The organism is Pseudonocardia hispaniensis, from assembly GCF_042658695.1.
GTDB lineage: Bacteria > Actinomycetota > Actinomycetes > Mycobacteriales > Pseudonocardiaceae > Pseudonocardia > Pseudonocardia hispaniensis.
The window spans coordinates 1-14,307 of sequence record NZ_JBHSQW010000006.1 but is presented as its reverse complement, the minus strand read 5'-3'; the positions used below and the strand labels follow the sequence as shown (position 1 = coordinate 14,307).

Genomic DNA, 14,307 nt, shown 5'->3' with positions numbered 1-14,307 from the left:
AGTCCACGAGCACGGCGCCGTGCTCGACGAGCCTGCGCGCCACCGTCGACTTCCCCGAGCCGATCCCCCCGGTCAGCCCCACCCGCAGCATCATCGGCACCCCCACCGGATCAGGCCGGTGCCGTCGCGCTGACCTGTGGGATCACCCGCAGGGCAAGGTCGATGAGGACATCGGCGACCGGACGATCGCCCGCGGCGCCGCGCGGGAGCACGAAGGTCAGATTGTCCACTCCGTAGGCGACGAGCAGCACGGCCTCGTCGCGATGCTCGACGAGCACTCCCTTGGCGGTGCCGATCGGCAGGTCTCGGTTCTCGCTGCCGGCCCGCTCGGCGTCGCTGTTGATTCGCCACTGCTTGAGCGCCGCGGCCTCATCGGCGTACCGGCTGATGCCCATCTCGATCAGCCGCCGGCCCCCGGGGCCGTTGCGGGAGTAGGTGCAGCCGATCCGCTCGGTGCGCGCCACGGAGGGTTGGGGCACCCCTCGGATGCTGCGCACCGACACCGAGTCCAGCGGCAGGGCGAACAGGGCGCCGAGATCGTTGGTGGCAAGGAGGCGTTCACAGCTGCCGGGCAGCTTTCCCGCCTCGATCTGCCCGCCGATGCCCGTCGACGTCGTCGAGGGGGCGAACGTGGGCACCGCGGGGGCCACGACGGTGTCCCCGGAGGCCGTGCCGCACGCGGCCGTCACCCCGAGCAGAAAGACGAACGGTAGTACTCGACACGCATCCGTCGCCCTCCGACGCTTCCCCCGGCCGTGCACAGCTCCAACCTAGTTCGGCGCGGAGATCAAATCACTCAACGTGGCCGTGTGGTGACCGAACTGGAAAACTCGGGACCATCCGCGTCGCGCCCTCCCCGAAACGCCGGGAGGCCCCGGTGACCGTGGTCACCGGGGCCTCCCGGATCGGCGCTCGGCGCCGGCGTGTTCACGCGCCGCCGGAGAGCTTCTCCCGCAGCGCAGCGAGCTGCTCGTCGCTGGCCAGCGAGCCGCTTCCGCTGTCGGCGGGCGCCCCACCCTCGGACGAGTAGTTCGTCCCGGTGTCCGCGGCCGACTCGGCCTCGTCGGCCTTGCGGATCTGCGCGATGTGCTGCTCGTAGCGGGCGTGCGCCTCGGCGTACTCCTTCTCCCAGGCCTCGCGCTGGGCCTCGTAGCCTTCCTTCCACTCGCCGGTCTCGACGTCGAATCCCTCGGGGTAGATGTAGTTCCCCTGGTCGTCGTACTCGGCGGCCATGCCGTAGCGGGTCGGGTCGAACTCGGTGTCGACCGTCATGCCCTCGTTGGCCTGCTTGAGCGACAACGAGATGCGGCGTCGGTCGAGGTCGATGTCGATGACCTTGACCATGCAGTCGTCGCCGACCTGCACGACCTGCTCGGGGATCTCGACGTGCCGCTCGGCCAGCTCGGAGATGTGCACCAGGCCCTCGATGCCCTCCTCGACCCGGACGAACGCGCCGAAGGGCACCAGCTTGGTGACCTTGCCGGGAACGATCTGCCCGATCGCGTGGGTGCGGGCGTAGAGCCGCCACGGGTCTTCCTGCGTGGCCTTGAGCGACAACGAGACACGCTCGCGGTCGAGCTCGACGCTGAGGACCTCGACGGTGACCTCCTGGCCGACCTCGACGACCTCGCTCGGGTGGTCGATGTGCTTCCAGGACAGCTCGGAGACGTGCACCAGACCGTCGACGCCGCCGAGGTCGACGAACGCACCGAAGTTGACGACCGAGGAGACGACACCCTTGCGTACCTGGCCGCGCTGCAGCTGGTTGAGGAACTCGCTGCGCACCTCGGACTGGGTCTGCTCGAGCCAGGCGCGCCGCGACAGCACCACGTTGTTGCGGTTCTTGTCCAGCTCGATGATCTTGGCTTCGATCTTGCGGCCGACATATGGCTGCAGGTCCCGCACCCGGCGCATCTCGACCAGCGAGGCCGGCAGGAAGCCCCGAAGCCCGATGTCCAGGATCAGGCCGCCCTTGACGACCTCGATGACGGTGCCCTCGACCGGCTCGTCGGCCTCCTTCAAGGCCTCGATCGTGCCCCAGGCGCGCTCGTACTGGGCGCGCTTCTTGGACAGGATCAGCCGGCCCTCCTTGTCCTCCTTCTGCAGGACGAGGGCTTCGACGTGCTCGCCCACCTCCACGACCTCGGCGGGGTCGACATCGTGCTTGATCGACAGCTCGCGAGAGGGGATGACGCCTTCGGTCTTGTAGCCGATGTCGAGCAGGACCTCGTCACGGTCGACCTTGACGATCGTCCCCTCGACGATGTCGCCATCGTTGAAGTACTTGATCGTCTGATCGATGGCGGCGAGGAAGTCCTCCTCCGACCCGATGTCGTTGACGGCGACCTGCGGTGTGGTCGGGGCGGCGGTGGTGTCGGTGGACATGTAGTGGGGTGCTCCGGTAATGGTTATGGATGGGTCGTGCTGGCTGTGTCTCGCTGTGACTTGCGTGCAGTCACCCTCATTCGTCGATCGCCGTGGTCGTGCCGGCCGCTGCCGGCCCGCGAGCAGAGCCACGTTGACCACAGTGCGCGCCCGATGCTACGCGGACCCGGATCAGCAGGGCAACGCGGGTCCCAGGTCCCAACTGGGACGATGACCTCATATCGATGACGGGTATGCGGCGTGCGACCTGTCGGCGAAGGGAGTGCGATGAGCGCCGAACAGGTCCTCGGGACCGCCGGGGTCGCCCGGCGCGTCGCCGGGCCCGCGGAGTCCCGGCGCGCCAGCCGGGCCTGGTGGGACGCCGACGCCGACGATTACCTGGCCGAACACGGCGCCGATATCGGTGAGGTCGACTTCGTCTGGTGTCCGGAGGGGTTGCGCGAGGCCGACGCCCGGCTGCTCGGCGAGGTGGCCGGCAAGCGGGTGCTGGAGGTCGGCGCGGGCTCGGCGCCGTGCGCCCGCTGGCTCGCCGTTCAGGGGGCCGATCCGGTCGCGCTCGACCTCTCGGCGGGGATGCTGCGGCACGCCGCGGCGCTCGGCGCGGCCACCGGCGTCGCGGTGCCGCTCGTGCAGGCCAGCGCGGAGCAACTTCCGTTCGCCGACGGGTCCTTCGACGTGGCGTGTTCGGCCTTCGGTGCGGTTCCGTTCGTCGCCGAGCCGTGGCAGGTCATGCGGGAGGTCCACCGGGTGCTGCGGCCGGGCGGCCGCTGGGTGTTCGCGGTGAACCATCCGATGAGGTGGATGTTCTCCGACGACCCCGGACCGGACGGTCTGACGGTGGTCCAGTCCTATTTCGACCGGACTCCCTACGTGGAGGTGGACCCCACCGGCGCGGCGACCTACGTCGAGCACCACCGCACCCTCGGCGACCGGGTACGCGACATCGTCTCGGCCGGACTGGTGCTCGACGATCTGGTCGAACCCGAATGGCCGCAGGGCCGCGAAACCGTGTGGGGGCAGTGGTCGCCGCTGCGCGGAGCGCTCTTTCCCGGGACCGTGATCTTTGTGACGCACCGGCCCTGAGCGCGGTGTCCGTCCGGCCGCACCGGTGGGCCGGCCTTCGGGGATCAGCTCGCGCCGAACACCGTCGCCATCAGCGCCCGGCCCTCGGCCGCGAGTTCCAGGAACCCGAAGGTTCCCGCGTCGAGCAGTTCCCGCGCGGACCGGTGCAGGGCACCGAGCGCCACGGCGCTGAACGCGCCGCCGACCGAGATGCGGGCGACCCCCACCGCCGCGAGCTCGGATACGCCGGCGAGCCCGGGCAGCGCCAGGACGTTGACCGGCCGGTCCACCGCGGCGATCACCCGCCGGATGTCGTCGAGGTCGCGCAGGCCGGGTGCGTAGAGCACATCGGCACCCGCCGCCTGGTAGGCCTGCAGCCGGGCGATCGTGTCGGCGAGGTCGGGCCTGCCGTGCAGGTAGTTCTCCGCCCGCGCGGTGAGGACGAGCCCGGCGTCGCGATGCGCCGCGTCGGCCGCGGCGGCCACCCGCTCGGCGGCGAGCCCGATGTCGTAGATCGGGTCCCGCGGGTCACCGCTGAAATCCTCGATCGAACAGCCCGCCAGCCCCACCGCGACGGCCCCGCCGACGGTGTCGAAGACCGCGCCGGGATCGGCGGCGAAACCGTTCTCCAGGTCGGCGGACACCGGGACGTCGACCGCCGCGGCGATGGTCGCGGCATGCGCCAGCGCCTCGTCCCGGCCGACCGAGCCGTCCGACCGGCCGAGCGTGGCCGCGAAACCGCTGCTCGTCGTCGCCAGGGCGGGGAACCCGGACGCGGCGAGCAGCCGGGCCGTTCCCACGTCCCACGGGTTGGGCATCAGCAGCGGACGGCCGGGCACGTGGAGCGCGCGGAAGGCGTCCACCTTGGCTGCGAAGCTGGGCACGGTCCCGACCGTAGCTGCGGATACCGGGAATACCACACCAAAAAAACCGCGTTATCAGATGTATGCGTTCCCTGACATCGAACTCGAGCTGCCGGTACCTGGTCACCTCCTCCGGGGAGCGCATCGGTTACGACATGTGCTTCGCTCCGGACTGCATGCAGCATGTGAGCCGCTGCACCTGTCCGCAGGGCCCGACACCACCGCACCTCGGTCCCGGTGTCGAGGCCGTGGTGGAGATCCCGTTCGAGCACATCTCCGCGGCCTGAGGCCGGATCTGAACGCCGGGGGGTCCCGACCGGTCACCTACAGTGCGGTACGTGCCGATCAACCCAGCTGACCTGACCGACATCCCGTCGCTCGCCGCGGCCGAACTGCTGACCAACCGGATGGATATCGAGATCACCTCGATGACCCTGGAGGAGGTCGCCGGCCGCATGCCCGTCACCGGGAACCGCCAGCCCTACGGCCTGCTCCACGGCGGGGCGAGCGCGGTGCTGGCCGAGACCCTGGGCTCCACGCTCTCGGCTCTGCACGCCCTGCCCGAACGTTTCCCGGTCGGTCTGGAACTGGCCTGCACGCACCATCGAGCCGCCACCGAGGGCTGGGTCACCGGGGTCGCCCGGCCGCTGCACGTCGGGCGCAGCACCTCGACCACCGAGATCGTCCTCACCGATGAGCAGGGCCGCCGGACCTGCACCGCGAAGCTGACCTGCCTGCACCGCGACACCCCACCCCGGATCGGCTGAGCCGACGCCGGCCGCGGGCGGTCAGCTCGCGACGCCCTCGCCCAGGTAGGCCTCCTGCACCCGCGGATCGGCGAGCAGTTCCGCACCGGTCCCGGACAGCGTCGTACGGCCGAGGTCGATCACGTAGGCGCGGTCGGACAGCGCCAGCGCAGCCAGCGCGTTCTGCTCCACGAGCAACACCGTGGTGCCCTCGGCGCGCAGATCGCGAACGGTATCGAAGATCTTCTGCGTCATGATCGGCGAGAGCCCCATGGACGGCTCGTCGAGCATGAGCAGGCGTGGGCGTGACATGAGCGCCCGGCCGATCGCCAGCATCTGCTGCTCGCCGCCGGAGAACAGGCCGGCCTTGTTGCGCCGCCGCTGCCCGAGCACCGGGAACAGGTCGTAGATCCGGTTCAGATCGGCCGCGATGCCCGCCTCGTCACGGCGGGTGTAGGCGCCCAGCCGCAGGTTCTCCTCGACGGTCATCCGGGCGAACAACCGCCGCCCCTCCGGACTGTGCGCGACACCGCGGGCGAGGATCTCGTGCGCAGGCAGCCGGTGAATCGGCGCCCCGTCGAACCGAACCTGCCCCGAGACCGGCCGCAGCAGCCCGGACAGCGTCCGCAGCGTCGTGGTCTTGCCGGCCCCGTTGCTCCCGATCAGACTGACGATCTGACCCTGCTCGACCTCGAAGGTGACGCCGCGGACGGCGTGTATCGCGCCATAGGCGACGGTCAGGTCGCGGACTTCGAGAAATGCCATCAGGTCTCACTCCGCTGGATCTGCGCCTCGATCTGCTCGGGCGGCGCCCCGAGATAGGCCTCCACGACACGCGGGTCGCCGCGCACCTGGTCCGGGGTACCCGTCACCAGCAGCTCACCCTGCACCAACACCAGCACCCGGTCGCACAGGGTGAAGATGAACTTGGTGTCGTGCTCGATGACGACCACCGAGATGCCCAGGTCCCGGATCGCGAAGATGAGCCGGCGGGTCGCCTCGGTCTCCTGGGCGTTCATCCCCGCGGTCGGCTCGTCGAGCAGCAGGACCGAGGGCTCGGTCGCGAGCGCGCGGGCGATCTCCAGACGGCGCTGATCGCCGTAGGGCAGGTTGCGGGCGAGTTCGTCGGAGAACCGGGTGAGTCCGACGAAGGCGAGGAGCTTCGCGGCCCGCTCCGCCGCCTCGGCCTCGCTACGGCGGAAGCGCGGGCCGTGCAGCAACGACGACAGCGGCCCCTGCCTCATCCGCACGTGCCGGCCGACCAGCACGTTCTCGGTCGAGGTCATGCTCGGGAAGAGCCGGATGTTCTGGAACGTCCGCGCGACTCCCGCCTCGGTGACCCGCGCCGGGTCCTGGGCCAACCGGGTTCCTCGCAGCGCGACCGTACCGCGGGTCGGCGCGTACAACCCGGTCAGGCAGTTGAACAGGGTGGTCTTTCCGGCCCCGTTCGGCCCGATCAACCCGATGATCTCGCCCTCCCGGAGAGTGAAGGACACCTCCTTCAAGGCGGTCAGCCCGCCGAACACCATCGTGACCCCGACCGCCTCGAGGATCGGCTCATGGCGGCCGGTGCTGTGGTCCATGGTCGCGGCGAGGTCGGCGGTGACGTCGGCGGGCGGCGGCGCCAGCTCCGGCAGGACGGGTTCGCTCACGACCGCGCTCCCGTCATCGCCGCCGGGGCCGTGGTCGGGGGTGGCGGTTCCTCGGCGGTCATCGGCGCCAGCTCCGCCCTGCGGTGCCGGTCGGGGATGAGGCCCTGCGGACGGAACCGCATGATCACCACGAGCGCGAGCCCGAACAGCAGCAGCCGGTAGTCGGAGAACTCACGCAGCTTCTCCGGCAGCACGAACAGGATCGACGCACCGAGCAACGCGCCCGGGATCGTCCCCATCCCGCCGAGGATGACCGCCGCCAACAGCGTCACCGACTCGAGGAACCGGAAGCTGTCGTAGGCGACGACCGCGGTCTTGTGCGCGAAGAACGCCCCGGCGAGCCCGGCGGTGGTGGCACCGATGAGAAACGCCAGGATCTTGATCGGGCCGGTCCGGATGCCCATGGCCCTGGCCGCGTCCTCGTCCTCCCGGATCGCGATCCAGGCCCGCCCGAGTCGCGAGTTCTTCAGGTTGCCGAACATCAGCATGACGCCGGCGACCAGCAGCACGATCAGGACGTAGTAGAGGACACCCGAGGGCAGTTCGATCGCGCCGAGCCGCAGCGGCGCGTTGAACGGCGTGCCGAACGCGGTGACCTGCGGAATGTTGGGGATGGCGTTCGCCCCACCGGTCAGCCCCCCGATGTTGTTCTGCGCGCTGCGCACGAAGATCTCGCCGAAGGCGAGCGTCACGATCGCCAGGTAGTCGCCGCGAACGCGCAGCGTCGGGGATCCGACGATCGAACCGAAGATCCCCGCGACCACCGCGGAGATGATCATGACGAGCGGGAACGGGAGCCGGATCCCGATCTCCGCAGCCGCCGCCCCCGACAGGTTGGCCGCCACGAAGGCGCCGATGCCCAGGAAGGCGACATAGCCGAGGTCGAGCAGGCCGGCCAGGCCGACGACGATGTTCAGCCCGATCGCGGTGGCGGCATAGATGCCGATGTTCGCCGCGACCGTCATCCAGTACTCGGTGCCGGCCGCGGTCAGCGGCAGCAGCAGCGCCACGACCAGCAGCACGGCGATGCTGAACACCCGATGCCGCTCGGCGACGGCCGCGAGCCAGGTCAGCAGCCCGGAGGCGTGCAGGGCGGCGAACGCTCCGCCCGCGGAGGCGAGCAAGGACAGGAACACCGCGCCCGCGTAGGGGTTCACCACGCCCCCCTGGCCGCCGCTGGTCAGCACCTCCGCCACAACGAGCAGCAGCAGCCCGAACACGACGAGCAGCAGCAGCCACTCCGCCCACCACGGCAGCCGCCACCGCCACACCGGCATCGGTTCGATGCCGCCCGCGAGCGCGCCGACGACCGCGAGCGCCCCGCCGAGCAGGGCGACGATCGCGCCGAGGGCGACCGACCCGCCCGAAGCCGTGATGGCGCCGAGACCGCCGCCTTCGACGGTGATGTACAGACCGTTGACCAGGCTCGTCGCGACGATTCCCCAGCCGAGGGCGCGCACGATGCGGCCCCTGCCGCGCACCTGCAGCAACGGCACGAGCACCGCCGCGAGCCCGAGCACGAGCAGATGCAGCCGGAACCCCGTCACGCCCAGCGGCGCGACGAAGAACTGCAGGGTCGCCTTCTCCGGGTAGGGCCCCTCGTTGAGCACGAAGGTCGCCCACGGCAGCAGCGCGCCCAGCACCGTCAGCAGCCCGCCGGCCATCGGTAGCGCGGTGGCGCACCGGACCAGGCGGCCGAACCGCGGGCCGGGGACCGGCCCGGCGGGGACGGCGACCGCGCCCCGGGTCTGGCTGCTCGTCATGCGCGGACCCTCTCGGTCTCGCCGAAGAAGCCCTGCGGCCGGAACACCAGGACCACGATCAGCACTACGAAGATCCAGACGTAGTCGTACGCGGTTCCGCCGGGAAGGTACTGCCCACCGAGCGACTTGACCAGCCCGATCGCCAACCCCCCGACGACGGCCCCCCGGATGCTGCCGATCCCGCCGAGCACGGCCGCGGTGAAGGCGAAGATCCCGTTCTGGAAGCCCATATCGATGTTGATGTTGTTGAGGTAGCCGCCGTACAGGACGCCGCCGATGCCGGCCAGCGCACCACCGATGAGGAAGGTGACCACGATGACCCGGTCCGGGTCGATGCCCATCAGCCGCGCCACGTCACGGTCCTGTGCGGTGGCCCGCATGGCGCGGCCCGTCCGGGAACGATCGACGAACACCTGCAACCCGGCCGCCAGGGTCAGTGAGACGACGGCGAGCAGGATGCCCGCGTACTTGATCGGCACCGTGCCGCCGGGGACCGGGATCTCCAGCGTGCCCTCGATGAAGATGCTGGGAAACGGCAGTGCCGCGGTCGCGTTCGGGTAGAACACCCGCACCGCCTCCTGCAGGGCCACCGAGACGCCCAGCGCGGTGATCAGCGGCGCGAGTCGTGGAGCGTCCCGGAGCGGGCGGTAGGCGAAGCGCTCGGTGGCGACGGCCACGAGGGCGGCGATGACGGCGCCGCCGACGAGCGCCAGTGGCAGGGCGACGTACCACTGGTGCGCGATCGCGGTCGGCAGCAGGTAGGTCAGCGTGGCGAGGCCACCGTAGGCGCCGACCATGAAGATCTCGCCGTGCGCGAAGTTGATCAGCTGGATGATGCCGTAGACCATCGTGTAGCCGAGCGCGATCAGGCCGATCAGTGAGCCCAGCACGAGACCGTTGGCGATCTGTGACAGGAAGGTGGAGAGCACCGTGCTTCCTTCGACGAGGGCAGGCAGGGCGGGGGCGGGTGGTCACCCGCCCCCGCCGCGACATGCCTGAGGACTGTCCTCCCCCGGTTCGGGGCCGGGTTCAGCTCGCGTGGAAGGTGCCGGTCTCGACCGGGGCGAAGTCGGCGCCCTGGACCGAGTAGATGGTGAGCAGCTTGTTCGTGGTGTCGCCGTACCGGTCGAAGGCCACCGTGCCGCTGGCGCCGTCGAGGTTGGTCTGCTGCACCGCGTCACTGAGCGCCTGGCGCTTCGAGTCGTCGAAGGTGCCGCCGTCGACGGCCTTCGCGATCGCGCTGATGATCACGTTCGTGGCGTCGTAGGTCAGCACGCCGTAGGCGCTGAACGGCTCGGCGAACTTCGCCGCCTGGTAGGCGTCGATGAAGGCCTTCGCGCTCGGCAGGCTGGACGCGGGTGCGCCGACGTTGGTCGCCAGGTCACCCTGCCGCCCGCCGAGGGACACGAAGTCCTGGTCGACGATGCCGTCACCACCCATCAGCGGGATGGCGAGGCCGGCCCCGGCGAGCTGTGCCGACAGCGGCCCGGCGACCGGGTACTCCCCGCCGTAGTAGACCGCGTCCGGGTTCAGCGGACGGATCTTGGCGATGACGCCGGAGAAGTCGGTGTCCTTCTCGCCCACCCGCTCCCGGGCCACGATGGTGGCGCCGAGCCTGGTGGCCTCCTGGGAGAACTGCTCGGCCAGCCCCGCACCGTAGGTCTTGCCGTCGTCGATCACGGCGATGTTCTTCTTGCCGGCCTTCTGTACCAGGTACTGCGCGGCGAACGGGCCCTGCACCAGGTCCGTGGTGGCGACCCGGAAGTAGCTGGGGAACGGACGCTTCGGCGCGGCGACCGGGTTGTCGCCGAGGGTCAGCGTGGGGTTCGTGTTGGCGGGCGAGACCTGCACGATCGTCTTGCCGGCCAGGATCGGCTGCACGGTCTGCGAGGTCGAGGAGTTCAGCGTGCCGACGACGCCGACGACGTTGGGATCCGAGGCGAGCTTGGTCGCCGCCTGGCCCGCGACCTGCGGGGTCGCCTGGTCGTCCTCGGCCTGGAACGCCAGCCGGTAACCCGGCACCGCGCATTTCTGGTTCGCCTGGTCGATCGCCAGCTTGGCGGAGTTACGCATCCCGAGGCCGAGGGCGGACAGTCCGCCGGACAGGGGCGCGATCATCCCGACGACCAGGGTTCCCTTATCGGTATCGCACGCCCCGCCCGCGGTACCACCGGCCTCCGACCGGTTCGTCCCGCAGGCCGCGAGCACCAGCGCCCCGGCCAGCACCGCGACAGTCGCGGCGACCGCCCGCTTCCCATTCATCCTGATGTCCTTCCCTGGTGATCAGCGCTGCCCGACGGGGCCTGTCCGACCGTCGCACTCCCCGCATCGAGAGCGTGGCGGACGTTAGGGGAACCGCCGGGGCCGAGTCATCAGGACAGGAGGGTCCTTTACCAGACCGCAACCGGGCTCTTACGGACAGTGACTGCCCGCCGCCCGGTGCACGGACGATCACATGTCAGCTGCGGGGTGCGGCGAGTCCGCCGATGACCGCATCGGCCACGGCCTTCATCGTCGTCCGGCGGTCCATCGCGGTGCGCTGGATCCAGCGGAAGGCCTCGGGTTCGGTCATCTGCTGCCGGGTCATGAGCAGACCCTTGGCGCGGTCGATGACCTTGCGCGTCTCCAGGCGTTCGGTGAGCGTCGCGACCTCGTCCTCGAGGGCGCGCTTCTCCGCGAACCGGGAGACCGCGAGCTCGATCGCGGGCACGAGCTCGTGGCGCGCGAACGGCTTGACGAGGTAGGCCATCGCACCGGCGTCGCGGGCCCGCTCGATGAGGTCGCGCTGGCTGAACGCGGTCAACATGACGACCGGAGCGATCTTCTCCTCGACGATCGTGGCGGCCGCCTCGATGCCGTCCCGTTTGGGCATCTTGACATCCATGATCACGAGATCGGGGCGCAGCTCGCGGGCCAGATCGACCGCGGCCTCGCCGTCACCGGCCTCGCCCGCGATCCGGTAACCCTCCTCGGTCAGCATCTCGGTGAGATCGAGCCGGATCAACGCCTCGTCCTCAACGACCAGCACCCGCCAGCCTTCGGCCGGTCCGGCCGCGGTGGCGGCCTCGGTGTCCTCGGAAACCTGCTGGGTCACCAGGCGTTCTCCTTCAGCGGTGGGTCGAATACAAGTCAAAAGGCTACCCGGCTAGGCTGGGGTCTCCCGATGTGATCCCCGGCGTCGTGTGCGGTGACACGTCCGGGCCCCCGTAGCCCAATCGGCAGAGGCAACGGACTCAAAATCCGTCCAGTGTGCGTTCGAGTCGCACCGGGGGCACGCAAAACAGCAGGTCAGGGCATGGCTCCGCCTACGGTATGATCTCAAAAAACAAGATCACCCACCGCAAACCCGGCGTTTACCCACACGGAGAGCCCTGATGCCGCGCCCGCCGCTCGACCTCGGCCACCACGGCAACATCACCGTCCGCGAGCTCTCCCCCGGCCGGTTCGTGGCGCGGTGCCGCTACCGGGAGATGACCGGCAAGACCGTCAAGGTCGAGGCCCGCGGCCCGTCAAAGACCGCTGCCCGGCGGGCGCTGCAGCACAAGCTCTCCGACCGCCGCGGCGTCACCGACGAGGATCTCAAGCCGCACCACCGCGTCCGCCGCGCCGCGGAGCTGTGGCTGCTGAAGGTAGACGCGAGGGTCGCCGACGGCGCCCTGACTCGCACAAGCGCCGACCGCTACCGGCATCGTCTCGAGAAGATCGTGCTCCCGGAGATCGGGGACCTCCGTCTCGTCGAATGTACCGTCGCCCGGCTGGACAACTTCTTCACCGGGCTCGGCACCCGCTACGCCGGTGGTACCCGCAAGGGGGTCCGGACCGTCGTCAGCGCAATCATGGGCCTGGCGGTACGGCACGGGGCGCTGCCGTCGAATCCGGTCCGGGACGTCGAAGACATCCGCGGTGGCGCGCGGCAGCGGCCGCGGGCGCTCACCCCGGAAGAGCGGCGGCGCTGGCTGGACTGGCTCGACGGCGAGTCCGACGACCCCAAGGAGCGGAGGGCGCAGCAAGCGGCTCGACGCCGCGACCTGCCCGATCTGGTGCGGTTCATGCTCGGCACCGGCGTCCGGATCGGTGAGGCGCTCGCGGTGCGCTGGTGCGACGTCGACCTCGAGGGGGTACCGGTCGACGACCTCGACGGGATACGGCTGGTGCCGATCGTGGCCATCTCCGGGAATGTCGTCGCGGTCAAGGGCGAGGGCCTTCAGGTACACCGCGGGAAGACGGAGAGGTCGCTGCGGGTGATCCCGCTGCCCCGGTTCGTGGTCGAGACGCTCGCCGCCCGCGACCGCGGCGCCGACACCGATCCGGTGTTCCCGGTCGTGGCTCGCGGCGGGGGGGTCGGTTACAAGCACCCGAACAACACCGGCCGCTACATCCGCGAGGCCCGGCGGTGGGTGGGGCTGGACTGGATGTCGAGCCACGCGTGGCGCAAGACCGCGGCCACGATCTGGCACGACGCGGGAGTGTTGTCGACGCGGCAGATCGGTGACCTGACCGGGCACGCGAAGCTGTCGACGCTGACCGACGTGTACATCGCCCGGGGGGAGCTGCATCCGGAGGGGGCGGCGGTGATGGACGCCGCCTGGATGGACACCTAGCCGGGGGCGGCCCGCACGAGCGGCTCCGTGGCCGGCCCGGCGACGGAGACCAGCGGTTCGGCGGCCGGCGCCGCGGCTTTCAGCGGCGGCTCCGAGCGGGGGCCGCTCGTCGTGATCAGCGGGTCTGCCGCCGGGGCGGTGAGGTCGAGGAGCGGGTGGCGGTGTGGTCCGCTGATACCGGGTGGCCAGCCGGCCAGCGCCCGGCGCAGCGTCAACGCCCCGGCAGCGGCCGCGGCCGCTGCCGCGCCGCCGGTGACGATGTGGCTGCTGGGGTACGTCCACCGCCCGATGGCGGCGGGCGCCGTGGCGGCGCCACCCGTCTTGCTGATGGCCGATGGGTGGATGACGGTCTTGGTGCCCCCGGCGATCGCCAGCGGCGCCGCACCACCGGTCCGGGCGTGCGTCGTCGGGTGGGTGATCGTGTGCTGCCCCGTGCCTGCTGCGGCCGCGGCGGCGCCGCCGGACCGGACGTGGACCGCGGCCGGGTCGAGCGCTGCGCCCCCGGTCGCGGCGGCGGTGGAGGCCGCGCCACCGGACTTGCGGTGCACTACCGAGGACTCGACCGTGACCGTCCCGGTCGCGGCGGGCGCCGTGGCGGCGCCACCGGTCCGCGCCGCCGAGCTCGGCGAGGCGACAACGACCGCGCCCGCGGCGACCGGGACGGTCACGGCTCCCCCGCCCCGCTGGTGGACGGCTGCTCGGGCGACGGTCGCGTCCCCACCGGCGGTGGGGGCGGCCGCGGCCCCACCATGCGTGGTGAGGGTGGTGGCCGAGGTGACGGCGGCCGCGCCGGAGCCGGCCCCGTGCGACCCGGCCCCGCCGCCGCGGTGATGGGTCGCGGGAGGGGTGACCACCTGCTGGCCGGAGGCCGCCAGGCTGGTGGCCGCGCCGCCGGATTTCGCGCTGGCTCCGGGGCCGGTGACGGTCGCGGGCCCGCCGGCGACCGCGGTCGCCGATCCGCCGCCGGTGCGGGGGTGCACGACGGGATGCGCGAGCGCCCGGGCGCCGGAGCCGGCCGGGCGGCAGCCCGCCCCGCCGGTCTTGATGATCGTCGCGGGACCGTCGATGACCCGGGCCCCGGCCGCGCAGCCCCGTGCCGCGGCGCCGCCGGTGCGGGGGTGCGTTGCGGCCGGGGTGACGGTGGCCGAACCGGTGCTGGCCGGGGGCGCGGTGGCCCCGCCTGTCCGGGCCCGCTCCACGGCCGTGGTAGCCGCGCCGGCGGCGGTCGCGGCGGC

Annotated in this window: 14 protein-coding genes, 1 tRNA gene and 1 pseudogene; 5 read left to right on the top strand and 11 right to left on the bottom strand. The window is 71.2% G+C overall.

Annotated elements, in window-relative coordinates; all coding sequences use genetic code 11:
* The 3 genes from ACFQE5_RS02420 to rpsA all read right to left on the bottom strand — a co-directional run.
* A partial coding sequence (locus ACFQE5_RS02420; protein WP_379582365.1) for a dephospho-CoA kinase occupies positions 1-91 on the bottom strand: 91 nt, incomplete at its 3' end.
* Between the two features lie 19 nt (positions 92-110).
* Positions 111-650, bottom strand: a complete 540-nt coding sequence (locus ACFQE5_RS02415; RefSeq protein WP_379582244.1) for a hypothetical protein — start codon at positions 648-650, stop codon at positions 111-113.
* A gap of 277 nt (positions 651-927) precedes the next feature.
* Entirely contained in the window at positions 928-2,385 is a 1,458-nt protein-coding gene (rpsA, locus tag ACFQE5_RS02410) for a 30S ribosomal protein S1 (protein ID WP_379582242.1), read from the bottom strand.
* A 267-nt stretch (positions 2,386-2,652) separates the two neighbouring features.
* On the opposite strand from rpsA, the gene ACFQE5_RS02405 reads away from it, so the two are divergent.
* A complete protein-coding gene (locus ACFQE5_RS02405) occupies positions 2,653-3,468 on the top strand; it encodes a class I SAM-dependent methyltransferase (protein WP_379582240.1) in 816 nt (271 codons plus the stop codon).
* Between the two features lie 44 nt (positions 3,469-3,512).
* Here ACFQE5_RS02405 and ACFQE5_RS02400 read toward each other — a convergent pair whose 3' ends face one another.
* Positions 3,513-4,331: an isocitrate lyase/PEP mutase family protein gene (locus ACFQE5_RS02400; RefSeq protein ID WP_379582238.1), complete on the bottom strand. Its 819-nt coding sequence runs from the start codon at positions 4,329-4,331 to the stop codon at positions 3,513-3,515.
* A gap of 62 nt (positions 4,332-4,393) precedes the next feature.
* Between ACFQE5_RS02400 and ACFQE5_RS02395 the strand changes: the two genes are divergently transcribed.
* Positions 4,394-4,597, top strand: a complete 204-nt coding sequence (locus ACFQE5_RS02395; protein WP_379582236.1) for a hypothetical protein — start codon at positions 4,394-4,396, stop codon at positions 4,595-4,597.
* Positions 4,598-4,648: 51 nt separating this feature from the next.
* Positions 4,649-5,077 (top strand): hotdog fold thioesterase, encoded by a 429-nt coding sequence (locus tag ACFQE5_RS02390; protein ID WP_379582235.1) that lies wholly within the window; start codon positions 4,649-4,651, stop codon positions 5,075-5,077.
* A 21-nt stretch (positions 5,078-5,098) separates the two neighbouring features.
* Here the strand turns inward: ACFQE5_RS02390 and ACFQE5_RS02385 are convergent, their stop codons facing one another.
* The 6 genes from ACFQE5_RS02385 to ACFQE5_RS02360 all read right to left on the bottom strand — a co-directional run bounded on the left by ACFQE5_RS02385 (position 5,099) and on the right by ACFQE5_RS02360 (position 11,565).
* Positions 5,099-5,821: an ABC transporter ATP-binding protein gene (locus ACFQE5_RS02385; RefSeq protein ID WP_449301261.1), complete on the bottom strand. Its 723-nt coding sequence runs from the start codon at positions 5,819-5,821 to the stop codon at positions 5,099-5,101.
* Positions 5,821-6,708 carry an ABC transporter ATP-binding protein gene (locus ACFQE5_RS02380; protein ID WP_379582233.1) on the bottom strand — a complete coding sequence of 296 codons (888 nt, stop codon included), beginning with the start codon at positions 6,706-6,708 and terminating at the stop codon, positions 5,821-5,823. Before ACFQE5_RS02380 ends, ACFQE5_RS02385 begins: the two co-directional genes overlap by 1 nt.
* The gene (locus ACFQE5_RS02375) at positions 6,705-8,471 is read right to left on the bottom strand and encodes a branched-chain amino acid ABC transporter permease (protein ID WP_379582231.1); all 1,767 of its coding nucleotides are present in this window, start codon (positions 8,469-8,471) and stop codon (positions 6,705-6,707) included. Before ACFQE5_RS02375 ends, ACFQE5_RS02380 begins: the two co-directional genes overlap by 4 nt.
* Entirely contained in the window at positions 8,468-9,400 is a 933-nt protein-coding gene (locus tag ACFQE5_RS02370; RefSeq protein WP_379582229.1) for a branched-chain amino acid ABC transporter permease, read from the bottom strand. The genes ACFQE5_RS02375 and ACFQE5_RS02370 overlap by 4 nt, the downstream gene beginning before the upstream one ends.
* A gap of 100 nt (positions 9,401-9,500) precedes the next feature.
* On the bottom strand, positions 9,501-10,733 hold the full coding sequence (locus ACFQE5_RS02365; RefSeq protein ID WP_379582227.1) for a branched-chain amino acid ABC transporter substrate-binding protein: 1,233 nt from the start codon (positions 10,731-10,733) through the stop codon (positions 9,501-9,503).
* Between the two features lie 196 nt (positions 10,734-10,929).
* Positions 10,930-11,565 (bottom strand): ANTAR domain-containing response regulator, encoded by a 636-nt coding sequence (locus tag ACFQE5_RS02360; RefSeq protein ID WP_379582225.1) that lies wholly within the window; start codon positions 11,563-11,565, stop codon positions 10,930-10,932.
* A 106-nt stretch (positions 11,566-11,671) separates the two neighbouring features.
* Between ACFQE5_RS02360 and ACFQE5_RS02355 the strand changes: the two genes are divergently transcribed.
* Both ACFQE5_RS02355 and ACFQE5_RS02350 read left to right on the top strand, forming a co-directional pair.
* Positions 11,672-11,745: transfer RNA gene (locus ACFQE5_RS02355), tRNA-Leu, on the top strand.
* A gap of 100 nt (positions 11,746-11,845) precedes the next feature.
* Complete coding sequence (locus tag ACFQE5_RS02350) at positions 11,846-13,072, top strand: tyrosine-type recombinase/integrase (protein WP_379582223.1); 1,227 nt, start codon at positions 11,846-11,848, stop codon at positions 13,070-13,072.
* Here the strand turns inward: ACFQE5_RS02350 and ACFQE5_RS02345 are convergent.
* Positions 13,069-14,307, bottom strand: a pseudogene (locus ACFQE5_RS02345) (hypothetical protein); the annotation flags it as partial. The gene ACFQE5_RS02350 and the pseudogene ACFQE5_RS02345 sit on opposite strands and share 4 nt — an antisense overlap.

What these genes read in the sequence shown, in the direction of transcription:
- ACFQE5_RS02405 (WP_379582240.1), top strand. Translation starts at nt 2,653, where the DNA reads ATGAGCGCCGAACAGGTCCTCGGGACCGCCGGGGTCGCCCGGCGCGTC.
- ACFQE5_RS02385 (WP_449301261.1), bottom strand. Translation starts at nt 5,821, where the DNA reads ATGGCATTTCTCGAAGTCCGCGACCTGACCGTCGCCTATGGCGCGATA.
- ACFQE5_RS02375 (WP_379582231.1), bottom strand. Translation starts at nt 8,471, where the DNA reads ATGACGAGCAGCCAGACCCGGGGCGCGGTCGCCGTCCCCGCCGGGCCG.
- ACFQE5_RS02350 (WP_379582223.1), top strand. Translation starts at nt 11,846, where the DNA reads ATGCCGCGCCCGCCGCTCGACCTCGGCCACCACGGCAACATCACCGTC.
- ACFQE5_RS02365 (WP_379582227.1), bottom strand. Translation starts at nt 10,733, where the DNA reads ATGAATGGGAAGCGGGCGGTCGCCGCGACTGTCGCGGTGCTGGCCGGG.
- rpsA (WP_379582242.1), bottom strand. Translation starts at nt 2,385, where the DNA reads ATGTCCACCGACACCACCGCCGCCCCGACCACACCGCAGGTCGCCGTC.
- ACFQE5_RS02395 (WP_379582236.1), top strand. Translation starts at nt 4,394, where the DNA reads ATGCGTTCCCTGACATCGAACTCGAGCTGCCGGTACCTGGTCACCTCC.